The organism is Photobacterium sp. AWH4_225 (genome assembly GCF_056158405.1).
In genome coordinates this window covers 2,928,738-2,952,149 of the sequence record NZ_JBSWTF010000001.1, presented here as the reverse complement: position 1 = coordinate 2,952,149, position 23,412 = coordinate 2,928,738, and the positions used below count along the sequence as shown (strand labels likewise).

At 48.4% G+C, this 23,412-nt stretch carries 21 protein-coding genes and 2 tRNA genes; 15 read left to right on the top strand and 8 right to left on the bottom strand.

Translation table 11 applies throughout. The features are described 5' to 3' along the window. The first annotated feature begins 172 nt into the window (after positions 1–172). Genes ACXAD4_RS13705 through menE form a run of 5 tightly spaced genes read left to right on the top strand, consistent with a single transcriptional unit; the run spans position 173 to position 6,522 of the window. A complete protein-coding gene (locus tag ACXAD4_RS13705) occupies positions 173–1,489 on the top strand; it encodes an isochorismate synthase (RefSeq protein ID WP_475242149.1) in 1,317 nt (438 codons plus the stop codon). Next, the gene (menD, locus tag ACXAD4_RS13700; RefSeq protein WP_475242148.1) at positions 1,486–3,207 is read left to right on the top strand and encodes a 2-succinyl-5-enolpyruvyl-6-hydroxy-3-cyclohexene-1-carboxylic-acid synthase; all 1,722 of its coding nucleotides are present in this window, start codon (positions 1,486–1,488) and stop codon (positions 3,205–3,207) included. The genes ACXAD4_RS13705 and menD overlap by 4 nt, the downstream gene beginning before the upstream one ends. Next, complete coding sequence (menH, locus tag ACXAD4_RS13695) at positions 3,191–4,039, top strand: 2-succinyl-6-hydroxy-2,4-cyclohexadiene-1-carboxylate synthase (protein ID WP_475242147.1); 849 nt, start codon at positions 3,191–3,193, stop codon at positions 4,037–4,039. The genes menD and menH overlap by 17 nt, the downstream gene beginning before the upstream one ends. A 39-nt stretch (positions 4,040–4,078) precedes the next feature. Further along, the gene (gene menC, locus ACXAD4_RS13690) at positions 4,079–5,053 is read left to right on the top strand and encodes an o-succinylbenzoate synthase (RefSeq protein ID WP_475242145.1); all 975 of its coding nucleotides are present in this window, start codon (positions 4,079–4,081) and stop codon (positions 5,051–5,053) included. A gap of 53 nt (positions 5,054–5,106) precedes the next feature. Further along, positions 5,107–6,522: an o-succinylbenzoate--CoA ligase gene (menE, locus tag ACXAD4_RS13685; protein WP_475242786.1), complete on the top strand. Its 1,416-nt coding sequence runs from the start codon at positions 5,107–5,109 to the stop codon at positions 6,520–6,522. Between the two features lie 185 nt (positions 6,523–6,707). On the opposite strand, the gene ACXAD4_RS13680 is transcribed toward menE, so the two are convergent. The 4 genes from ACXAD4_RS13680 to ACXAD4_RS13665 all read right to left on the bottom strand — a co-directional run bounded on the left by ACXAD4_RS13680 (position 6,708) and on the right by ACXAD4_RS13665 (position 11,273). After that, complete coding sequence (locus ACXAD4_RS13680; RefSeq protein ID WP_475242144.1) at positions 6,708–7,733, bottom strand: polysaccharide pyruvyl transferase family protein; 1,026 nt, start codon at positions 7,731–7,733, stop codon at positions 6,708–6,710. A 239-nt stretch (positions 7,734–7,972) separates the two neighbouring features. Continuing rightward, entirely contained in the window at positions 7,973–9,841 is a 1,869-nt protein-coding gene (locus ACXAD4_RS13675; RefSeq protein ID WP_475242141.1) for an MFS transporter, read from the bottom strand. A 148-nt stretch (positions 9,842–9,989) separates the two neighbouring features. Continuing rightward, positions 9,990–10,586 (bottom strand): TetR/AcrR family transcriptional regulator, encoded by a 597-nt coding sequence (locus tag ACXAD4_RS13670; protein WP_475242139.1) that lies wholly within the window; start codon positions 10,584–10,586, stop codon positions 9,990–9,992. Positions 10,587–10,874: 288 nt separating this feature from the next. Further along, on the bottom strand, positions 10,875–11,273 hold the full coding sequence (locus ACXAD4_RS13665) for an NINE protein (protein WP_475242137.1): 399 nt from the start codon (positions 11,271–11,273) through the stop codon (positions 10,875–10,877). 195 nt (positions 11,274–11,468) lie between these two features. On the opposite strand from ACXAD4_RS13665, the gene ACXAD4_RS13660 reads away from it, so the two are divergent. Then, the gene (locus tag ACXAD4_RS13660; protein ID WP_475242134.1) at positions 11,469–12,347 is read left to right on the top strand and encodes a Tim44 domain-containing protein; all 879 of its coding nucleotides are present in this window, start codon (positions 11,469–11,471) and stop codon (positions 12,345–12,347) included. 166 nt (positions 12,348–12,513) lie between these two features. After that, entirely contained in the window at positions 12,514–12,759 is a 246-nt protein-coding gene (locus ACXAD4_RS13655) for a TIGR02647 family protein (protein ID WP_317522226.1), read from the top strand. Here the strand turns inward: ACXAD4_RS13655 and ACXAD4_RS13650 are convergent. Then, entirely contained in the window at positions 12,756–13,004 is a 249-nt protein-coding gene (locus ACXAD4_RS13650; RefSeq protein ID WP_475242132.1) for a YkgJ family cysteine cluster protein, read from the bottom strand. The two genes, ACXAD4_RS13655 and ACXAD4_RS13650, sit on opposite strands and share 4 nt — an antisense overlap. A gap of 235 nt (positions 13,005–13,239) precedes the next feature. Between ACXAD4_RS13650 and ACXAD4_RS13645 the strand changes: the two genes are divergently transcribed. After that, positions 13,240–13,674, top strand: a complete 435-nt coding sequence (locus tag ACXAD4_RS13645) for a YcgN family cysteine cluster protein (protein WP_475242785.1) — start codon at positions 13,240–13,242, stop codon at positions 13,672–13,674. Between the two features lie 236 nt (positions 13,675–13,910). Further along, positions 13,911–14,426, top strand: coding sequence for a hypothetical protein (locus ACXAD4_RS13640; RefSeq protein ID WP_475242130.1), 516 nt, complete (start codon positions 13,911–13,913; stop codon positions 14,424–14,426). Positions 14,427–14,531: 105 nt separating this feature from the next. Here the strand turns inward: ACXAD4_RS13640 and dusC are convergent, their stop codons facing one another. Then, a complete protein-coding gene (gene dusC, locus ACXAD4_RS13635) occupies positions 14,532–15,482 on the bottom strand; it encodes a tRNA dihydrouridine(16) synthase DusC (RefSeq protein ID WP_475242129.1) in 951 nt (316 codons plus the stop codon). A gap of 84 nt (positions 15,483–15,566) precedes the next feature. After that, complete coding sequence (locus ACXAD4_RS13630) at positions 15,567–16,283, bottom strand: Rossmann-fold NAD(P)-binding domain-containing protein (protein ID WP_475242127.1); 717 nt, start codon at positions 16,281–16,283, stop codon at positions 15,567–15,569. 117 nt (positions 16,284–16,400) lie between these two features. Here ACXAD4_RS13630 and ACXAD4_RS13625 point away from each other — a divergent pair, with 117 nt between their 5' ends. From ACXAD4_RS13625 to ACXAD4_RS13610, 4 genes are all read left to right on the top strand, one after another. After that, a complete protein-coding gene (locus tag ACXAD4_RS13625; RefSeq protein WP_475242125.1) occupies positions 16,401–17,048 on the top strand; it encodes a YecA family protein in 648 nt (215 codons plus the stop codon). After that, positions 16,993–17,487, top strand: coding sequence for a (deoxy)nucleoside triphosphate pyrophosphohydrolase (locus ACXAD4_RS13620; RefSeq protein WP_475242123.1), 495 nt, complete (start codon positions 16,993–16,995; stop codon positions 17,485–17,487). Before ACXAD4_RS13625 ends, ACXAD4_RS13620 begins: the two co-directional genes overlap by 56 nt. Positions 17,488–18,188: 701 nt before the next feature. Continuing rightward, on the top strand, positions 18,189–18,638 hold the full coding sequence (locus tag ACXAD4_RS13615; RefSeq protein WP_107299151.1) for an L-alanine exporter AlaE: 450 nt from the start codon (positions 18,189–18,191) through the stop codon (positions 18,636–18,638). Between the two features lie 582 nt (positions 18,639–19,220). After that, on the top strand, positions 19,221–19,502 hold the full coding sequence (locus tag ACXAD4_RS13610) for a hypothetical protein (RefSeq protein ID WP_107299152.1): 282 nt from the start codon (positions 19,221–19,223) through the stop codon (positions 19,500–19,502). 44 nt (positions 19,503–19,546) lie between these two features. Here ACXAD4_RS13610 and mscM read toward each other — a convergent pair whose 3' ends face one another. Next, positions 19,547–22,843 (bottom strand): miniconductance mechanosensitive channel MscM, encoded by a 3,297-nt coding sequence (mscM, locus tag ACXAD4_RS13605; protein ID WP_475242119.1) that lies wholly within the window; start codon positions 22,841–22,843, stop codon positions 19,547–19,549. A gap of 262 nt (positions 22,844–23,105) precedes the next feature. On the opposite strand from mscM, the gene ACXAD4_RS13600 reads away from it, so the two are divergent. Continuing rightward, positions 23,106–23,193: transfer RNA gene (locus ACXAD4_RS13600), tRNA-Ser, on the top strand. A 24-nt stretch (positions 23,194–23,217) separates the two neighbouring features. Further along, positions 23,218–23,308 (top strand) — tRNA-Ser (locus ACXAD4_RS13595). The last annotated feature ends 104 nt before the right edge of the window (positions 23,309–23,412 follow it).

The window sequence follows — 23,412 nt, the reverse complement described above, 5'->3', positions numbered from 1 at the left end:
GTCAGAATGCGAGATCTGGGGTAGAATGCCAGCATTCGGTATGTGGTCTATTGCTTACAGCTGTATGACTTGCTGGGGGATCACATATAGGGCGAAAGATGCTAATTGATTAGCCATTTACCATCAGCCAGGGATGAGCCAATTCTGTGCTTGAGAGCTGAGTGAGGTTACCTTGACCGCGTTACAAAAAGCCGTTGAGTTACTACTTGAAAAAATTCGACAATCCACGCCAACAACTCAACGAATTACGGTAAAGCTGGATCTTCCGGCCAATACCGATCTGATTGATTGGATGGAATCCCAACCTCTGTTTCCAAAATTCTACTGGCAGTCGCGCGACTGTCGTGAGGAAGTAGTGGCGCTTGGGCAAATAAAAACATTCACCGATCCAAAAGCTGCCGAGACCATTTTGTCTGATGGCCAGCGAATTTGGGGTGGTCGCTCGTTTGATGGCCGCACCCAGCGCAACAGACGTTGCATGCCCTCTTTTTTCTTCTTGCCAGTACTGGAAATCTTCCGTTTGGACGGCGGCTGGAATATTGCTGTGAACCTGACTGAAGATAGCCAGGACAAAGTGACGGATGCATTGAGCCAGCTGACACTGGATACTGCTGAGGTTCCTCAGATCACCAGCAAGATTTTGGGGCGAACTTATAGCCCAGACTTTTCTGGCTGGTCGCAGATGATTGGCAATGCTCTTGAGGCTATCTCGCAAAAAGTGTTCGAGAAGGTCGTGCTTGCACGTAAAACGACGCTGACCCTCGATACACCGGTCTCTCCGGCCCAGTTGCTCAAGGCTAGCCGCGACAGCAATCACAACAGCTTTCATTTTATGATGGCTCTTGATGCCAAGCACTGCTTTGTTGGCTCAACGCCAGAGCGTCTGTTCCTGCGCCAGGAGCAAGATCTGCAAACCGAAGCGCTGGCCGGTACTATTGGCCGTGGTGCTGATCTCGCCGAAGATGACCGCTTGGCGCAATGGTTGCTTGATGACAGTAAGAACCGTTACGAAAACCGCTTGGTGGTAGACGATATTGTTGATCGCTTAGTGCCGCGCTGTATCAGCATGAATGTCGCCCAAACACCAGAGCTGATCCGCTTGCGTAAGGTACAGCACCTCAAGCGGGGTATTGACGCCCAGCTCAATGATGGGGTTGAAAACTCAGATCTGCTTGATAGCCTTCAGCCAACGGCGGCTATTGCCGGTTTGCCAAGGGACAAAGCCTTGGACTTTATTAGCGAGAATGAGCCGTTTGCCCGTGGTTGGTACAGTGGTGCGGTCGGCTTCTTAGGCGCCCGTCGTAGTGAGTTCTGTGTTGCGATACGCAGTGCATTGATCATGGGTGATGAGCTTCACCTGTTCGCTGGTGCTGGCATTGTTCCGGGGTCGACCGCTGATAGCGAGTGGAAAGAGCTGGATCGTAAAACATCAACCCTTTGCAGCCTTTTGGCGAGCGATGAGCCTGACTGGGAGCGCCGGACTGCATGAGCAATGGGGTTTCGACACGAGCAGCCTTGAACCAGTTGTGGGCAGGGCTGATGCTCGAAGAATTGGTGCGCCATGGAGTCAAGCATATCTGTATTGCCCCTGGTTCACGCTCTACGCCGTTGACATTAGCAGCGGCTAAAAATGGCAAATTATCTATTCATACCCACTTTGACGAGCGCGGTCTGGGTTTTCTTGCGCTTGGTCTTGCCAAGGCGACCAATGAGCCAGTCGCGGTTGTGGTGACATCTGGTACTGCTGTAGCCAACTTATTGCCCTCGGTTGCCGAGAGCGGTCTGACAGGGGAAAAGTTGGTAATGCTTACCTCTGACCGTCCCGTAGAGCTGATCGACTGTGGTGCCAACCAGGCTATCCGTCAGCACGGTATCTTCTCCTCTCATGTGACGGCATTTGAAGATATCCCGTCACCTACGCAAGCAATAAGCCCTGCATGGCTACTTGCAACCGTTGATAAGGTGATGCACCAGCAATCCCAGCGCGGGGGGACGGTACATTTCAATTGTCATTACCCAGAGCCGCTTTACGGTGATGAGTGCGATTTCTCGGATTACCTTCAGCCTGTCCAGCATTGGCTATCAGGCCAGTCACGCTTTACCCAGTACATGGATGCCGAAAGAAACGGAATGGCTTTTGATGCCGGGCAATGGCAATCCTTGCAAGGCAAAAAAGGGATAGTAATTGCCGGCCGTATTGCCCCGGACGAATTCGATGCGGTCAGCAAGATCGCCTCGGTATTGGGCTGGCCTTTGCTGGCTGATCCGCAAGCGGGTGGCAGCAGTGATTGGGCAGGGTTTGATGTTTGGCTACAAAACGATGCCTGCCGAGAGTACCTTATCCAAGCGGACAGTATTATTCAGTTTGGCGGCCGCTTGGTATCCAAGCGCCTAGGGCAGTTGCTTGGCGCGAAACAATGGCAGGATTATTGGCTGGTGGATCCATTAGCCGTCCCGCTGGACCCTAGTTTTGCTGTCACAACCCGCATTCAGGCCAATGTCGCTGGATTTGCCAGCCTGCTTGCTGAACACACGCAAGCTTCTACTGCTGTTCATCATGGCTGGGCTGATAGGCTTAAGGCCGCTTCAAGTCAGTGCTTGACGACGGCTCAAGGTAAATACACCGCGCTGAATGAAGTCAGCCTAGCGGCCAATGTGATGGATTGGATTAGCCCGGATACGACATTGTTTTTGGGTAACAGCTTGATTGTTCGCTTACTGGATATGTTCGGTCGTATGCCGCAAACGGCCACGTTTGCCAACCGCGGTGCATCTGGGATTGATGGTTTGGTAGCGACGGCAGCCGGTGTACAGCGTGCCTCTAGCCAGCCGATGCTCTGTGTGTTGGGTGATACCTCGTTGCTGTATGATCTTAATTCGTTGGCATTACTAAAAGAGGTCACTCAACCTCTTGTCGTGCTGGTGACCAACAACGATGGCGGGGCGATTTTTGATCTGCTTCCCGTACCGGATGCCCAGAAAGATAGCTTGTATCGAATGCCTCACGGCCTGAGTTTTGACCAAGCTGCAGGTATGTTTGGCTTGGGCTACGCTTGGCCTAGGACGTTGGATGAAGCCCAGCAAGCTATTGAGCATGGCTTGTCCTCGGTTGGAGCTACGCTTGTTGAAGTTCAGACCCCCTCTGGAGAAAGTGGCGAGTTGCTTCGGGCGATTTTTAGCGAGATCAAGCATGCGACCTTACTCTGAGAGCCCGTCTTCATCCGCAATGCACAATGAGCACCTGTACTCTGAAACATACGGTACCCCTGCCCAGCCAACACTGGTGTTCCTGCATGGTTTGCTCGGCTCAGGCCGCGACTGGCAACAGGTCATCAATCAGTTAAGTAGTAAATACCGCTGTTTAACCATTGATCTGCCGGGCCATGGCCATAGTCGGTTTTTACAGGCTGGTCTTGAGCTGGGCTTTGAGCAAGTCAGCCTGTGGCTTTCTAGTACCCTAGCTGCACGTGGGGTTGAGCGATATATTCTGGTTGGCTACTCGCTTGGTGCAAGGATGTCGATGTATCATGCCTGTCGTCACGCGGCTGATTTGTCTGAACCCTCTCTTTCAGCAGCGCCGCAGCTGTGCGGAATGATTTTGGAAGGTGGCCATTTCGGTTTGCCTCAAGATGCTCGGGCAGCACGCTGGGAGAACGATCAGCGCTGGGCTCGGCGCTTTGCCAATGAACCGATTACCCAAGTATTGGCCGATTGGTATCAGCAACCGGTATTTTCATCACTGAACCATGACCAAAGACAAGGTTTGATTGCCAAGCGCAGTGATAATCTTGGCTCTTCTATAGCACATATGCTACTGGCTACATCATTAGCCAAGCAACCTCTCCTGCAACCTCAGTTAACCGGGTTATCTATCCCTGTGCATTATCTTTGCGGAGAGAAAGACAAAAAGTTTACGCTTCTGGCCGCTGGCTCTGATCTGTCTTATCAGGTGATTGAAGATGCCGGCCACAATGTTCATGTTGAACAGCCATACTTATTCGCCAGAGCTGTAGACGACTTTATTTCAAGAACTTTTTAGCACATTCTTATTCAAGAATAAGGCAGATGGAATTTTATGATGCGTAGCGCGAAACTTTACCAATACCAGCTTCCTATGGACTCCGGCGTGATCCTCCGTACCCAACGTTTGGTTAACCGGGATGGTTGGATTGTCGAACTGCAGGACGGCGATCAGAAGGCTTATGGTGAAATTGCGCCATTGCCTGAGTTCAGCCAAGAGACTGCAGAGCAAGCTGGTGAACAAGCCAAAGCGTTATTGGAGCAATGGGTTGCGGGTGAGGCGTTTGACCTTGCTGATGCACTTCCATCTGTTGCGTTCGGCCTGAGCATGGCACAGCTAGAACTGCAAGGCGGCTTGCCGCAAGTCGGTAACTTCACGGTAGCACCACTTTGTGCTGGCGACCCAGATGATTTGGTGATTGCCCTAAACAATATGCCGGGTGAAAAGGTCGCCAAAATCAAAGTGGGTATGTACGAAGCGGTTCGCGACGGTATGGTTGCCAATATGTTTGTCGATTCCATTCCGGGTATTCGCCTGCGTCTGGATGCCAATCGCCAGTGGACTCCGCTCAAGGCCCAGCAGTTTGCCAAATACGTGAAACCGGAAAATCGTGGCGGTATTGCATTCTTGGAAGAGCCTTGCCAGACACCGGCTGACAGCTTGGCGTTCGCTAAGGAAACCGGCATTAACATCGCATGGGATGAAACCGTGCGTGATGAAGGTTTCGAAGTCAAAGCCGAGCCGGGTGTGGTGGCAATTGTGATCAAGCCGACCCTAGTGGGTAGTGTCCAGCGCTGTATGGAGCTGGTTAAGCAAGCCCATGAGCACGGCCTTACTGCTGTGATCAGCTCGAGCATGGAAACCAGTTTAGGTTTGAATCAGCTGGCCCGTTTTGCTGAATGGCAGACACCGGGAGTGATCCCAGGCCTTGATACCATGCAGTTGTTCTTGAGCCAGCTGGAAACGCCATGGCCTGAGTGCGAGCTGCCGCTGAAAACCTTGGCGGAACTGGACGTGGTATGGTCCAAGTAGCCCTTGATGCCATGCTGAACGAAAGAACCTTGAACTTGCCGGTGGAGGAGATTATGGATATAACCTTTTCTACCTGGCCATGGCAGCACTGGGCAAAAGAGCGACCGTCAGCGGTCGCTCTCTCGTTTGGAGACCGCTCTTGTGGTGAACAGCAATTTAGCTGGGCGGAATTGGCCGAGCGGGTTGAAGAGTACGCCCAAGGCTTGGTTGAGCAAGGGCTCAAACGTGATCAGCTAGTGGCTGTGGTTGCACCAAACTCAGTCTCGGTGATCTGGTTGCTGCTGGCGGTGTTGCGTACCGGTGCCCGCTTTGTTGGCTTGAACCCTAGATTGAGCCAACAGGAACTCTCTAGCCAACTGGCTCAGCTTGAGTGTGATTTTATCTGGCATCCTGCCAAGAGTAACCTTGAGCAAGCGAGTACCCTAAAACTGTCGCCCCGTTTGCAACTGTTACCGCCGCAAACACCGCGAATGGTACCGGTGACTTGGCAAGCCACAAGGGCGGCGACCTTGACCATGACTTCGGGCTCTACTGGTCAGCCTAAAGCGGTGGTGCACAGCGCGCAAAGTCATTTGGCGAGTGCGGCTGGCCTGCTTAACTGGATGAGGTTTGATGTCGATGACAGTTGGTTATTGTCATTGCCGTTATTTCATATCTCCGGCATGGCGATTGTTTGGCGCTGGTTATACCGTGGTGCTCAACTGGCTGTCGAGCCATCGCAAGATTTGCAGCAAGCTCTCAGCAAGGTCACCCATGCTTCATTAGTGCCAACTCAACTCCAGCGCCTGCTGGAGGGTAGCGATGTGTCTACCTTGTTGTTAAAGCGGGTATTGCTTGGTGGTGCCGTGATCCCCGTGAGCCTGACTGAACGAGCCAAGTCTGCGGGCATTGAGTGCTGGTGCGGATATGGCATGACCGAAATGGCTTCGACAGTCACGGTTAAGCTTGCCGATAGCAGTGCCGGTGTCGGTGCCGTGCTGCCAAACCGAGAGTTGATGCTTAAAGATGGCGAAGTCTGGGTCAAAGGCAAGACATTGGGCTTGGGCTACTACCGTAACCGGACAATCTTTCCATTCTCGGAGCAAGAGTGGTTCGCGACTAAAGATCTGGCCAGCTGGCGTGACGAGGAGCTGTTTATTCTCGGCCGCAAGGACAACATGTTTATCTCTGGCGGTGAGAATATCCAGCCAGAGGAAATAGAAAAAGTGCTGTTGGCTCATCCCAAGGTGAACCAGGCATTTGTCCTGCCAGTTGAGGACAAGGAATATGGTCAACGCCCAGTTGCCATCGTGGCGACTTCAAGAGAGCTAGATACTTCTTTATCAGATGAACTGGCTGGTTATATGCAGCAGCAAATGATGGGTCTGTGTCGTCCGGTGAAGTACTTGGCTTTGCCTGCTCACTTGAGCACGGGAGGGATCAAAATACCCCGTAAGCAGCTGGCAGAATGGTTGTCCCGGCAGCAGTAATTCACAGAAGAGGCCAGAGGCATATGTCCACTGGCCTGACTGCGACCGTAATGCTGAGAAGTGACAGCCACCTTGCTAATCAAAGCGTTGATCGCTGACTGGAACGGCTTTTTTATGAAAACCGAGGAGATACTCGGTTTATCAGCTTGTCCTTAGGATGAGGAAATGCGATAGGGTACAATGTATTATTTCTCTATCAAGCTGTTTATCTCTATGAACATTCCCTCTATTTTTTTTGGTGCCTCATTGATGTAATGTAAAATATTTGCTTCTTCTTCTGAAGTGAACTCTCTAAATTCAGTTGAAGCTATGTCTGATGCGGTTACAATTCTAGAGCTCTCTATTCCCACATCTGATAAAATACCTTCAATCTTATGAGAGTTAGATTTTAATGCTAAAAATGGTGTTACAGTTTTTAACGAGAAACAAAGAGAGTGATACCTAGCAATGATCATGAATTTTGAACTTGCTATCTTATTAACATAACTGTCGTAATCATTGATGTAATAGAATTTTCTGATTTTTTTATATTTAAATTTAATCAGATTTAGCTTGTAAAATGGATATCTAACAGCTTTAAATAAGTTAGATTTAGCATACTTAAACAAAGCATAAAAAGTATGTTTTCTAATTTTACTGTTCGTTTTAGCAGGCAAAAATTCATAGCCTTCTTTTAAACTTAAATCAAACAGCGTCTCACTCAAGTCGAAATAGACACTATCTGTAATACCGACTCCTCCAGTAACTTCCTTATTCGACAAGTTATACTTAGAATAAAACGACATATCTGGTACTACAGTTGACACTATATCATACTGGGCTAATTCTTTTTGACTTAAGCTTTCTCGTACAAAAATCAAATCATAGCATTTCATACTCTCAATAATGTCATTGTTATTATCCTGACATGTTGAATTAATAAGGACTACGGGTATATTCAAGTTTTCCTTAACATACTGTCCTACGGATATGAGGTCTTTAGCTCTAGGTTGGGAGTGGTGTAGCGTACCTTCACCATTAACAATAACAATATCAGCTTGAGACATGTTTGCGATAAAGCTTTTATTCTCTACCCATGGCTTTCCGACAGGGTGAGTATCTATAGTTTGGATTCCATTTTGGAGTAAAAGTGCCTTTATGTTCTTTACAACTGTTTCGCAACCATGATGTGATTCAAATGAAGTATCATTTAAAATAACTGCTTTTTTCATCTGTATACCCGTCTAAGTCTAAGCTTATATTTTTTATTTTAGTGGCACTAGATCTCGATACCTAGATTTTCCCAAGAATAGTTGAAGTAAGTTACCAAACTTCTCTTGGGCTTAATCACTTGGAATCGTATAACGCTTCTCAAGCCAGCACTCCCAAGCTTAGGAGTGCTGTTAGTTTGAGGATTTTGCCAATAGAAATGTTGAATTTTAGTTCTAATAGGAACTAACGGTTTGGGAAATTATCTATTCTCCCCACGCAGTGTCAGCACTTCCTCCCTTAGCTGGCTACTATTGGTCTTTTCAGGCAGAATCGGCTCCCCGGCAACAATCGTAACCTTTGACCAGAAGCGTTTAGGGATTTTCAGAAGCGCTCGACCACCTTCTCGGCTGAAGAAGCTGCCCCATAGTCCCTGGATTGCCACTGGCACCACAGGTACTGGAGAACGCTTGATGATCAAATCAATTCCGCGCATGAAAGGGCCCATCTCGCCGTCGTATGTTAACTGGCCTTCAGGGAAGACACACACAACATCACCACGCTCGAGGTACTTGCTCACGCCCACAAAAGCTTTCATGACCGATTTTCTATCTGTTGCATCAATCGGGATCACTTTACAGGCTCGGCAGAAGGTTCGGACCATAGGAAGGTTATAGATATCCCTGTCCATTAAAAAACGAATTGGGCGCGGGCAGGCACCAGCAAGCAGCAGGGCATCCATGTAGCTGACATGGTTGGAAACAATGAGTACACCGCCACTTTCCGGGATATTTTTCAGATCTTTGTGGGTCACACGGTACATGGTGTGGCTGACGAGCCAAACCATAAAGCGCCAGAAGAAGTCAGGGGCCTGTACGTAGATGTAGACGACCACTACCAGATTGAGCACCGATAAGATCAGGAAGAACTGCGGGATGGTGAATTCCAGCACCGACAGTACCACAATGCCGCTAATCGCACTGACCACCATGAAAATGGCATTCCAGATATTATTGGCTGCAATCACCTGGGCCCGCTCTTCTTCCTTGGCGCGGTGTTGCATCATGGCATACAGCGGGACGATGAAAATACCGCCAGATACGCCAAGCATGGTTAGGCACACAAATACGCCTAATAGCTGAGGGTCAGTAATAAACTGCAGGATCGGCTGGGTTTCAGGCAACACACTCGGTGTACTGAACATCAGGCCGGCACCAAATAAGGTGATACCCATGCTACCCAGCGGCACGATGCCCGGCTCGATGCGGTGGCCTGATAACCGGTCACATAGCAGCGAGCCAACGGCGATACCAATCGAAAATAGAGTAAGCAGGAAGGAAACCGATGCGGCATTGCCGCCAAGGTGTAATTTGGCAAAGTTCGGAAATTGCGTCAGGTAACAAGCACCGAGGAACCAAAACCAGCTTATCCCCATGATGCATTGGAATACGGTTTTGTCTTTGCGGGCAATCGCCAGCGTTTTGCGGGTTTGTTTGACTGGTTGCCATTTGAATACCAAGTCTGGATTACTTGGTTTAGCCGAAGGGATCCCTTGCGAGCAGAGATATCCAATGATGGCGAAACTGACCACGCTGATTGCAGCGATATAGGTTGCCTGCTCTTGGTTGGCTATCACACCTGCCAGCAAGGTACCGATAAGAATGGCGAGGAAGGTACCGGTTTCGACTAAGGCATTACCGGAAACCAGCTCTTCTTTTTTCAGTTGCTGGGGAAGTAGAGCGTATTTGGCTGGACCAAAAAATGCTGATTGGGTGCCCATCAGGAACAATAAGATCAGCAACATCGTGTAGTTTTCACTGATAAAGGCAATCGCAGCCAAAGACATGATGATGATCTCAGCCATCTTCACCACGCGCATAATGTTGGCTTTATCGTATTTATCGGTGATCACCCCGGCGGTTGCGGAAAAAAGGAAGAAAGGCAGAATGAATAAGCCCGCAGCCAGGTTGATAACCAAATCGCTGTCTACCGGCAAGGTTCCAGGGGCAGCGAAAGCGATAAGGATAAGCAGAACATTCTTGTAGATGTTGTCGTTGAACGCCCCGAAGGCCTGCGTAAGGAAGTAGGGCAGGAAGCGCCGCTGGGTTAGGAGTCGAGACTGATCTGACATGAATACTTTAGCCTGAGTTCGGATGGATCATCAAAAGTAGTCACCGCAGGTAGTGCGGGTTGAAAAAGACGTTATCACTTGTTGACATGAGAGTATAGGTATCTGGCCTAAGCTTAGACCAGATACGGTTGTATAACGGTTAAATCAATTACCCTTTCCAAGTGTTGAGGTAAGTGTTTAACAGGTTATCAATCAATGCCTTGCCATCGACTGGCACAGCAGTAAACAGTTTGTCGTCAACAGACAGCAGGGTGATACCATGAACACCAGACCAGATCACGCGGCTGGCTTCCAAGGTTTCATCACTACTTAGGTTTGGGTTGATTTGGTGGATCAGGGTTTCCAGCATACCTGTCATGTTGTTGATACGCTCAGACTGCCATTCAGGCAATTCTTCACCGTTCATCGTATGTTGGAAAATAAGCTGCCAGCGGTATGGGTTCCGCGAGGCAAAGTCAAGATAACAGTAAGCAAGGCGCTTGAGTGCATCTTCCGCTGATGAAGCTTCTTTCATTTCCGCTTCTGCCTCGGCGAATAGCTCATCCAGAGTCTGGGCTACCGCATGCAGCAGAAGTAGATTGTAGTTCCCGAACACATTGACCAAGGTGCTAGGCACATAGCCTATCATGCCTGCGACTTTGCGTAGACTGAGTTCGTGGTGTGGGTGTTCAGCGAGAAAGTTTTTGACTTGCTCCAGTGTCATACTTACCAACTCTTCGCGAGTATGGTCGTTTCGTCTTGCCATCGAAATTACTCTTAATCGACTAAGTCTTATTTTGCTTAATTGTAATATGCCCAACCTGAGTGGGTATGATGCGAAATAAGTTTTTTTGCTAAAAGGCAAAAAATAATTAGAACATTGTTCGATATTTTAGTGTTTTCAACAAGAATAGGTCAAGCAACATATGTTGCGTAATAACCTTTTCTAACATTTACTTGGTGAGATGTGAGCCCAGTCATGGCAGATACCAGCATTTTTTTGAATGCTGGCACTGTGATTGATTACTTTTACAGCGCTGATCTTCAGCCAGGGTTATGCGCGGCGCCGCTCTTGGTTTTGAATCGAGACTTGGTCGTTGAGGGTCCAGAAGTCGACAAGGATACCGATCAGGAAGAAACCGAAGGTACACAGATATAAAATACCGGTAAGCCATTTTCCCATGTACATCCGGTGCAGACCAAAGACGCCAAGGAAAGTTAGCAGTAGCCATGCGACGGTATAGTCAATCTCACCGCCCTGGAATCGTAAGTCTGCCTCGCGGTCCATCGATGGGATCAGAAAGAGGTCAATCAACCAGCCAATACCTAACAGCCCCAAGGTGAAGAACCAGATGGTCCCTGTGACCGGTTTACCGTAGTAAAAGCGGTGGGCGCCGGTAAAGCCGAAAATCCATAATAGATATCCGATCAGTTTGCTGTGCGTATCTTGCATAAGTCATTCCGCCTACAAAATTGTTATTAACACTTTGAAGTTATTATGGTTAAAGACTAATCCAATCGAGCATGACTTGAAACTATTTCATCGATAATTAATATTAGTAACAATTTGCTTGTGTGGTTTGGTTGACATTCAGTTGCAGCGGTTTACGATGCAATCTCCAATATGAGGCAAAGGTAATTCATTCAAATGAAACGCATCTTCACAGTTTTTGCCCTGATCCTGACGGTTGCATTCGTTGCGCCTGAGGTTGAGGCAAAGAAATTTGGTGGCGGTAAATCATTTGGCAAAAGCTTTAAAACTGCGCCAGTGAAAAAGCAGCAACCACAACAAACGGACACCCTGAGACAGCAGCAACAGCCAGGTGCTAATCAGGCAGCAAAATCAAGCAAGAAGGGACTAATGGGCGGCCTGTTAGGCGGACTATTGGCTGGTGGATTGCTTGCAGCCTTCTTTGGCGGTGCGTTTGAAGGTATCCAGTTCATGGATATTTTGATCTTGGGCTTGATTGCCTTTGTTATCTTCAAGTTGTTCAAAACCCTGCGTGGTGCCAAATCGACCCCGATGGGCCACCGCGAGGCTTATGCCGGTAACTCCCCGCGCCAGCCACAGCAACCTAACCAGTTCCGCCAGCAGGCGAACCAAGGCGGTATGGCACAGGAAGAGTACGTGTCAACTGACAGCGACGTACCGTTCAACTTGCCTCCGGGCTTCAACATGAATGCATTCCTCAACGGTTCGCGTGAGCATTACCGTACTATCCAGGGGGCATGGAACCACAATGAACTGGCGAAGATCAAAGAGTATGTCAGCCCTGCGCTGCTTGACGATTTGATTGCCGAGCGTGCCAAGCTAGACGGCGAGCAGCACACTGAAGTGATGTATGTCGATGCCGAGCTAGTACGTGCCGACTACGATGCCAACATCGCCCAGCTGAGTATTAAGTTCTCTGGCCGCTACAAAGACCGTCATGAAGGTGTGGAAGAAGATATTACAGATATCTGGCACCTTGAGCGTGACCTGCGTACGCCAAACGCACCTTGGTTGATTGTCGGTATCCAGGCGTAATACGACCAAGTTATATTTTAAAAACCGTCCTTCAGGGGCGGTTTTTTTATAGCAAAAATATGATCTTGCTCGCTTTCTGGATGCACGTGAATTGATCTTGCTACCTACTTTTCTGGCTATAAGCCGCTAGTATTACTGTTAGGTTAATTCAGTAAGAGAGAAATGCATGCCGTACAATGCCGATTTGGTTCACGAGATGAACCTGCTAGTGAAATTCCCGATGCACAGCGATTTGGAGGGGATTAAAGTGCACAGCGGTGCCGCACCGGAAATGAAAGCTGCCGCACAGCGTTTGTATGCCAAGGGGTTGGTGACTCAGGAAGATGGCGGCTACTTGACCTATTCGGGTCATCAGGCAGTAGAGCACGCCAAATCTGTTTTACGTATCCTAACCGGCAAGATGGCGGTTTAGGTCATAGTTTCTAATTCGGTAATGTTTTCCAATGCCTGCTTGTTGCTCGTCCCGCACAGTGACGGGCAGGCTTTAAATTGATGACACACGGTAGGACGTTCTGGCTTGCCGAAAATCTTACACAAATTATCATCATTGAGCTGGATGCAGCGAACTCCGGCCGGTTTACCTTTTGGCATGCCGGGGATCGGAGAAGAAATACTCGGTGCAATACAGCATGCGCCACAGCCTAGTCGACACTCCATCACTTACCACTCATCTACACTAATTAAAACGGTTGCGAACGTTACCACTCTCGCCGCTATGGATCAAAAAAAAGTGACTTTGGCCACCTTGGATAAGAGTGATTCTTATTACATGGTGATATTGAGAGTAAAGAGCCGGAAGTGCTTGCACTTTGCAGGTGCGAAAGCTATAAAACCGCCTCAATGATAGCCTTGGCAACTGAAGACAAGGTAGAAAGCAACAGAAGGCAACGTGATGACACACTATTGGCAAGAGAAAGATTTGAGGGACATGACCGATCAGGAGTGGGAAGCGCTATGTGACGGCTGTGGTAAATGCTGCCTGCACAAACTGATCGATGATGATACCGATGAAATCTACTACACCAATGTTGCCTGTAGCTTGTTGGACAACAAGACCTGCTCTTGTAAAGACTACCCGAATCGCTTCGAATCAGGCGAAGAGTGCCTAAAGCTAACCCGTGATCGTATCGACGAGTTCGTTTGGTTACCGGACACCTGTGCCTACCGCCTGCTTGCAGAAGGTAAGGATCTACCAGAGTGGCACCCGCTGCTGACCGGATCGAAAGACGCCATGCATGCTGCCGGCGAATCGGTGCGTGATAGCGTGGTTTACGAGATTGATGTGATCGACTGGGAAGACCACATTTTGAACCACCCGAACCGCTAGTCCTGACTCGATTTTCAGCTTCCTTCTTTAGTTACGATGTGTAATGAAGAGGGAAGCTAAGTTACCTTTCCTTAAGCAGCCTCACATCTTTCCCTACGCCTCTTAGGTTATTGGTCTTATACGTTTTTTCTTCTAGATCTTGAAAAAAATGCCTGCATATGGATACTTACTCAAAATGATTATATTGGGTAGGTTGAATGAGTGCTCTAAGGCGGGCGTATAAGCCAAGAATTCCAATGCCAAGCCACCAGTGCTCAATGGTCAATCGCGAGACATTGCCACGGGAATGTGGCGTGTATGCCATTTCTCAGGGCTTTGAATGTCTGCTAGTCGGTAGTGCGCCGGATGTCGGTCAAGCGTTGCAATCCCTCCACAAGGTTGGAGAGGTGCAAATTACCCATGGCTGCACGGTACAGTTTTGGCGTTGCCGGGAAGAAAACCGACAGGCGATGGAGTTGTCGTTCATCTACTCGATGGATCCCAAGTTCAATATCCATCTGCCGGACAACTTCGTGAAAATCATGACTGATTACCTCAAGCCTGAGTCAAGCTTGGCAGTGGAGGATATCGAACGATTCTTCCAGCATTTCCAGGCCAATCGGGCTTACAAGGTTCACGAGCATGAAGAGCGCCGGCGCAAAAATGAAATGACCCGGCTGGCTTATCTCGCTGCATTTAGCGAGCTAACCGATGAAGAGCTGGATACAGTGCAGGATGCATTGGATCAGATCCGGCGCGAGCGCAGGGCGTAATACTTGTATACGCTGTTGGGAATAATGCCTTGAAATAGAAAAGCCAGCACATGAACATGTTGCTGGCTTTTTTGTGTTTGAATAGTCGTTATTAGAAGCTTTGCTTTATGCCGCTAAGTTTGCATAGCTACGCTGTAGGATCTCGACGATAGGTGCCGCTTTGTTGTGCTTGCGGATATCGGCAAACAGCTCCTTGGCTTGCGGGTATTCATGGCGTAGGTAGGCAAACCACTGTTTGATGCGGTTCGGGTAATACAGGCCCTTGTCGCCTTTGATTTCATAGGTCGAGTACTTCAACAGAAGTTGTAGTACATCTTCCCAGCGCATGTGAGTTTCATTGTGCTTAACCACATTGCCGAGGTTTGGCAGGTTGATGGCGCCGCGGCATACCATCAGCGCGTCGCTGCCGGTGACTTCCATGCAGCGCTGGCCATCTTGGTAATTCCAGATCTCGCCGTTGGCGATAATCGGTGTTTTGACCTTTGCTTTTAGCTTGCGGATATAGTCCCACTTGATGGTGTCGGCCTTGTAGCCATCGACCTTGGTACGAGCATGCACCACGACTTCATCGGCACCGGCTTGGGCAACTGCATCGGCTATTTCGTAGCAATGGCTTGGTTCATCCCAGCCGAGGCGAACTTTGGCTGTGACCGGCAAACGGGGATCGGTCGCGCCGCGCACGGCTTTGACGATGTCATACATCAAGCCCGGGTCTTGCAGCAGTACAGCACCGCCACGACTTTTGTTTACTGATTTGGCCGGGCAGCCGAAGTTGATATCAATACCTGGAGAGCCCAGCGAAACAGCTCGGTGGGCATTTTCTGCCAACCAGTCAGGATCTTGACCAAGCAATTGGACACGAACAGGCGTGCCGGAGGCCGTTTTACCACCTTGACGCAGTTCTGGGCACAGACGGTAGAACACACTGTTTGGCAAGAGCTGGTCAACCACACGGACAAACTCCGTGACACACAGATCATAATCATTGATATCTGTCAGCATTTCCCGCATCAGGTGGTCAAGGACACCTTCCATCGGGCCTAGAATTACTCGCATGTGATTTCTCTTAGTGCCAATGTGCAAAAGTATAGGCGAGGGCTGATCCCGCAGATCAGCGCCATGCCGCTTGGGTGCGAGATTTTAGTGGGTAATGGCGGGCTTGTCTAATAGCATCCGGCCAGAGAGGGTAAATACCTTCGGCAATTCGTGCCGCTGGGCCTCTTGAGCGAGTGCCAGCATTTTCTTTGCCACTTGCTCTGCCGGAATAGGGTCAAGGTTGGCGAGGGGGCCAATGACCAGCGGATGGAAGACATCGAAGATCCCTTGGACCATCAGCTCGTCTTTTCTTGGTTTGCTGCGCTCGCCTTTGAGTGGGCCGGGACGAACAAAGATGCAGTGCTCAAAGCCCATTTTCACCAATGCTTGCTCCATTTTCCCTTTACAGCGCAGGTAATGGGAGGGAGACCAAGGACTGGCAAACAAACTGGAGATAACAACAATATGCCGGACACCCAGCATCTTCATGGTTTTGGCGACGTCTTTGACCAATTGGTAGTCCACTGCTTCTAGGGCTTTCTTGCTGCCGGCTTGTTTCTTGGTGGTACCTAGGCAAATAAAGCCGGTGGTCGGGGTAGGAGAAGAGTCCTCCCATTCGGTGACACGGAGTTCAGGATGGATGATCTGGTGCAGCCTGCTGCCATGCAGGGGGAGCTCACGCCGAGAAAGAGCATAGACAGCCTCCAGTTCGGGCTGGTTGAGAAGAAGATGTAAAAGCTCATCACCGACCAATCCACTACCGCCAGCGATTATTGCACTGCTACCTGTCATTAATTTCCACCATCCTGATGATAACTCCATCTTTTTTGCCACCATTTGCCACAAAGTTCAATAGGTTTGTCTTTTTGTCACCATTTTCCTGTTCTGGCGCAAAAACCGTTATAATCAGCCGACGAAACAGATTTATGAGAACCGACCATGACACAACTAATGACGTTACCCGAGGCTTGGGATGGCATGCCTGCCACTTTTATAGAAGGTGCACTATTGGCAGCCAATGCAAACCCAAAACCATTGGCCCCAGAGAACTGGCTACCTGTGCTGATCACTGGCGGTGTCGATGAAGGTGAGACGGTAGCGCTACAGCAAGATGACAAAATGGCGGTTTTGAACCACTTTGAGCTGCAGTACCGCCATATTAAGGCCGGTGAATTCGAACTGCCTTCAGAACTGAGTTTTGAGCAGGCAGGTGAGCTAACAGAAGCGATGCAGCAATTTGCCGAGGGTTTCCTGGCGGTATGGCCACACATTGAGCCAAGCTGGGCCGAGCAGCCATTAAATGATGGCACCATGCGTATGCTATCGGCATTGATTACTACTTTAATGCTGATGTTAGACGAGGAAAATACCTTGGCGCAGATGCAAGAAGCTGGGGTTACTGGTATGCCTGCACCAGAAGAACTCTACGCTCAGTTACCACTGATGCTGACCGAAGTGGTAATGGCTGCCGACGATCTACAGCAAGGCAATGCGGCGCAGGCTGTTAACCCATTCAAGGAAACAGGCCGAAATGATCAATGCCCTTGCGGAAGCGGCAAGAAGTTCAAGCAGTGCTGCGGGAAGTAATACGGTGACTGCTAAGCAAGACAAAGCCAAGCCAGATAAACCTAAATCAGAAATTTTGGTTGTTGCAGGCGTGATTGAAAAGCAGGGAAGGTACCTGCTGACCCAGCGTTTCGAGCATGCCAGCCAGGGGGGCTTGTGGGAGTTTCCCGGCGGCAAGGTAGAAGCCGGTGAGACCGATGAACAGGCCTTGGAGCGTGAACTTCAGGAAGAGTTGGCTATTGAAACCACCACCGGACAGTTTCTGGCTGACAGTGTGTTCGATTATGGCGACAAGGTTATCCATCTCAAAGGCTATCTGACACATTGGGTCTCGGGTGAGCTTGTTCTGCACAGCCACCAAGATGCTAAGTGGGTTGGGCGTGATGAGATCAATGGCTACACCTTGTGTCCGGCTGACTATCCGATTGTTGATGCGTTGAAGCGCCTTTCCAACAATTAATAACCGCTTTCGTTTTTCTGTTTTGTGCAGAGGAAACGCACTAACTTTGATTCGCTATCAAACCCTGGCTTGCGCTGGGGTTTTCTTTTTTATCTCTCTGGGCAACCACTGTAACTTGATGAATGATGTTTAATGGCGTTTATTGCAGTTTTACTTAGATATTATCGCCAACATTGAATAATTTTCTATCATTTGTGAAATTTCAGCCTGACATTGCTAGTTAAAGTTGTACTTAAATGATGAACCGATAAGTGTTATATGGGTGTTATTTTTTAATGCCATTAAAAACCTTATAAAACATTAGTTTAATTTCTGCATGTAAGCGCTGTAGGCTTCTGTGTGATGCTTTTGGCAATACTGTTTTTGAGGGCTATTTCTATCTCATCTTATCTATAACGCTTAAAACTCATATCTAATTCGTGAAATTGGCAAATTATTAGCTTAGAAAAATGGTGGTTTTGAACGTTAGCGGAATGAATTTTAGACTTTGTAGCACGGGACTGATGCCAAAGTAGCGGATAATGCCAAATACTGAACTGAAAGTAGTTGTAAACTTACGAACAAATCAGATCTTTGGTGAGTAATTCTACTTATTCTCTGTTTTAATACGCGCATTGACTGGTTTGGTGGCTGCATGCCAGCTCATCTAACTATCTAGTTTTAATTTGTTGGTCTTATTCACTGTATTTTGAGGTTTGGTTATGTCTGTTAAAGGGCCATTTAACGTAAGAAGTGCTGCTGCTGATACTTTTGCAATGGTAATTTTTAGTTTTATTACAGGCATGATGATAGAAGTGTTTATATCGGGTATGACATTTGAACAGTCACTCGCATCAAGAACACTGTCTATTCCGGTTAATATTGCGATTGCTTGGCCATATGGTGTTTTCCGCGACATGATGATCCGCCAAGGTATGAAGTTGTCAGCGACCGGCTGGATGAAAGGCGTATCTGATATGCTGGCTTATGTATTGTTTCAGTCACCGGTGTATGCGTGTATCTTGCTAGTTGTCGGTGCTGATTTTGATCAGATCATTACTGCGGTAACAAGTAACGCTTTTGTCTCTGGTGCCTTGGGTGTGGTTTATGGCCAGTTCCTAGAAATGTGTCGTCGTATGTTCCGTGTGCCAGGGTACTACCAGCAAGCGTAAAAAGACCCGTTGCCTAGCAGCCAACTAAAGATCTAATTCTATAACCCTGAAGGTTTTTGCCTTTGGGGTTTTTTCTATTTATACCTAGTCTCTCTTCATTTTTACCCGATAGCGGCCTTTTCTAATATCTAGCTAAGTACCAAACATCAAATCTTCTGTGTTTATTTGCGCTTATATGCTTTTAAATTGCACGAAAGTGCTTGGATAAGCTTTGAACAAGCTGTTTCTGTTTGTAAAAACATATATCTGATTGTGATGGTTGTGAAAGGTTGCAAAATTGATTTATATCAAGGAAAAGATCATCGCTTGGTTGGATTGTTAAATTGTTGTTTGATCGCTTTGTGGTTGTCTTGTTTTTTATTTCTATAAATCAGTAGGTTAAATTTGTAGTATTATATTATGTTAGTGTAATGTTTTGTTTTCAGGGGTGAGATCTTTGATTTCAAAAATGGTTTTTAACAGTTGAAAATGGCCAGTTCAGGTTAAATTCAGTTACAGGCATAGGGATATTGTTCATGATTTTATTGGCATAGTTACCTCAGTCAGTTCTGCAAGCAAAAACATAATTAATGGGGAAGTAATATGATTGAGGTACATTGGTCGCTAGCAGCAATGTTAGGCGTTAGTCAGTTTGTCCTGTGGGTGAAAATTGGTCTTTTCGGTCGCTTCTTCTCTTGGGTAGACCGCTGTTGCCAAGGTGTCGCCAAAAACATGTTCCGCGTTCTTTACGTAAGAATGCGCCCAACCAGCAAAGCTACAATGCAGCCAACTGAGCTGCCATACATCCTCCGAGGCAAGCCAGCCTCGATGCATTTGGGAAGCTATATCCAAATGCAGAATGAGCGAGCAGCCAGAAAGAATTAAAAAAAGCCCCGAAAGGGGCTTTTTTCTTAGGTATCTGCTTCGACTTAAATCTTCGCTGGCCGGCGGCGCTTCATCTGGATTTCCAACTGCGGGTTGGCAATCTGGATGCCGTGGTGATTGAATTTCTGCTTGATACGGTTGTGCAGGTCGTGGGTTAAGCTCAGGCGGTGGGCAGTCTCTGCCGCATAGGCCCTGACTTCGAAGTTCTGGCTGTCGGCTGTCAGCGTCAGGAAGAAGACTTCAGGTGCTGGATTATCCAATACCAGCTCACACTCTTCAGCAGCTTCGAACAATAGTTTAGTGACCAAGTCGGTATTGGCCGAGTAATTCACACTGATTGACAAGGTGACACGTGTAATTGGGTCGGATAGTGACCAGTTGATGAACTGCTCGGTCACGAAGGCCTTGTTCGGTACAATCACCTCTTTGCGGTCGAAGTCGACGATGGTTGTCGCACGGGTATTGATTTTGGCAATTATTCCTGTCAAGTTGCGGATGGTCACCGTATCCCCGATCCTTATCGGTCTCTCGAACAATATGATCAAGCCAGAGATAAAGTTGGCAAAGATCTCCTGGAGGCCGAAGCCCAGACCGACACCCAGTGCCGCAACCAGCCATTGCATTTTCGACCAGTCAAACCCGACTAGGCTCGAGCCAATCAATATCCCCATGGTAATGGCCACATACCGGGTCAGCGAGGTGATGGCATAGCCAGTACCCGGTGACAGGTCGAGGTGTTGGAGGATCAACAGTTCCATCGCACCGGGCAAATCGCGGGCAAATATTCCCGTTAGCCAGAAAGCCAAGAATCCAAGTAATACACTGCTAACCGATATCGAGCTGAGTTCGTCGATACCATCGATAGTATTGGTAACATCCCACAACTTGAGATCGCCGAGGTAGGAGATAGCCTGATAGAAATCGGCCCATACCGTCGAGAGGAAAGCCAGGTAAATCAGCAACAGCAAGGTGCGCAGTAAGCGCAGCGACTGGGCGCTGATTTTATCCAGATCGACTTCCGGCTCTTCAATCTCGATTTGCATCTCATTGCTGCCATGGTGCTCATCTTTATCTTCTTCCACCTCGGCAATACGCTGGGCAATGATTTCCTGACGCTTGGCCTTGGCCCGTTCGAATGCCAGGCGACGTTTCTGGATTAGCATCAAGCGCTTGACCAGATAGTAGATCAAGATAGTCACTATCCCGAGAACGGCAGAATACTCTAGCTTGTGCATCACATCTTGCGATGAGGAGAGGTAGCCATTGAGAGCGGTGTAGTTGAGCCCTTGCGGGATTAATATCAGTGTCCACCAGAATAGATGGTGGCCAATATGCGCTTTGCCCTCAGGAAGATCGCCATAGGTCATCGGTAGTTTTTCTTGGCACATCCGCCACAAGAAATAACTAATGGAGATATTGCTGATGATAAATGCTAGACGGCCCAGGGTCGCATTGACATCAATATCGCTGTAGAGGTGAGCAAATTGCTGGATCACCATCATTGGAAGGTATACCCACAGCAAGCGTTTGTAGTGGGTAAAGCAGCGACTGATGAGATCTTCTTCCCAGTCAAAATGGCTGATCAGCAGGCCGTTGGGGCGGACTATCTCGCGCATGAAGCAGAACATGACAAGGGCCATGGGCACTGTCAATGCTTGTCCAAAATGATGGACAAATGGGTATTGCCAGCCACTGGAGAAGATCAGCCCTACCAGCCCGACAATAATTGGGATTGGCCATGCCAGCAAAAACGAGAAGAAGACATTGCTGTAGCTATAGCGGAATTTATCCTGGGTTACCTTACCGATTTTTTTGCTGGTATCGGCAAGGAAGCGCTTCCAGTATTTCCGGCACCAGTTCAGGCCAAGAATGATAACGGCGATTATGGTGAGGGCGAAAGCCAATTTTACTTTGTCAGCTACCGCTGGAAATTTGATAAAACCTACCCACTGGTAGGGGGAGAAGAACCATTTAAGTTTCTCCCATGAGGCAATCACGAATCTGACACTGACAGGGTTGGTATCCGGTGCCCAGAACAGTTGCTTGTTGGCCGAGGTTTGTAGCTCGTTAAGGTTGCTGTTGAGCTGCTCGTAGGACACCTTGAGTGTCGCTTGCTGGTAAATCAATGTGTCGGTTTGGTCGATGAGCTTTTCAAGCAGGATTTGGTTGGCTTCAATGAGCGCTGTTTCCTGCAGTAACTGCTCTTCGGTCAGACCGTCTGTACCGGGGGCAGCCGCTTTATCCCGCAGTGAATCTGCCAGCTGTTGGTACTCATACTTTTTGATTTGGTTTTGGGCAATGTCCTTGTCGAGTTGCTCGATGGGTGGATTAGCAGGTAAACGGCTGATGCGGGTGCGAAGATTTTCACTAAATGCTGGGCTGAGTTTGAGCCACTCTGCCATGGTTTCCAAATCATCTGCCGTGTTTTCGACATCGCGGATTTGCTTGCGGGTTGCGGTCAGGCTCTGTTGTATCTGCTCGCTCTGCGAAGTGATGGCCTTTAATGCTGCGATATAGCGTTTGTTGTTGATGGTCAGTTGGCGAAGGCTGTCAGGCTGTCCGTCGAGGTCCAGATCGAATTGGTCGCTTTGTTCGGAGGATAAGTCGGTATCAAGACGCTGCTGACGAGATAGCTCCCGCTGCAAGTTATTGCGGTATGCTTGCCTTGCATCTATCTGCAGGTTTTGCAATTGGATACGCTGTTTGACCAGCGTTCGGCGGTTACCGGCACTGAGCTGCTCTGCCTCGAGCATATATAGCTCGCTGACGTAGTATTGGTGCGAAATCTGGTGAACCAGCTGTTGATTCTTGGCATCAGGCTGATTCTCGATTTGCCGCAATGCTTGCTCTTCTTGTTTGATTAAGTCACGCAGCTGGGTTGAACGAACAGAGAACTCATCAATCCCTTTTTCAATTGAGTTCAGCTCGTCCTTGCTGTTGTTGCGGCTTTGTTCCAGCTGCTTGATCTGAGCATCTTGTACTTTGATGGTATCGCTCAGCTCTTGCTGCGACATATTGCTGAAGTCGGGGAACTTGGTGGTCGCAAAGCTATCGACTTGCTGGCGGAGCTTGTCGGTGAGTTCGGGGAACTCTTCAATCAGTTGGCGGTAGCTCTGGGTCTTGTCATCAAAACCGATCGCTTTTTCGATCATCCCCTTGGCGCTCTGAAGGGTATCTAGCTCTTTGACAATTTCAGGTGTGTTTTCTTGTGCCCTGAGTTGTTGGATCTGTTCATCCAGGGTTTGGTTCCAGACATCATAATGCCCTTCGAGCGCATGGCTGGGGGAGGATACAAGGCTCAGCACTAGAAAGGTCAAAGCGGAAAATAGCCGGAAGATCATAACACTCCAAAATACAAGGCACCCAAGAGCCAGTGGTCTCGTTGGGGAAAATTGGCCAGAGAGATAATAGATTGATAATACGTGTTAAATTGTAGTGTATAACATACCTGATAGATATCTGGATGAGTGTTTTGCTGGACATTGGAACAATTTGATCCATTCCTCACCAGTCAGTAAAAGAATTCGGTAAAACACTTGACCCTGATACGCTAAGTGATTACATTAGCCGCCGTTGAGACGCAAGGCGTCAAAACAACAAAGTGGTGAGGTGTCCGAGTGGCTGAAGGAGCACGCCTGGAAAGTGTGTATACGGCAACGTATCGAGGGTTCGAATCCCTCCCTCACCGCCATCATCCTTTGCGATGATACAATTCGGAGAGATGGCTGAGTGGTTGAAAGCACCGGTCTTGAAAACCGGCATACGTTAATAGCGTATCTAGGGTTCAAATCCCTATCTCTCCGCCACATTTAGAAAAAGCCGCTGAGAAATCAGCGGCTTTTTCGTATGCGTTGGATTCTGTGAAAGGGATTTGAATCAAATCCGCCTTACCCAAAGCGCTCCGCCACAT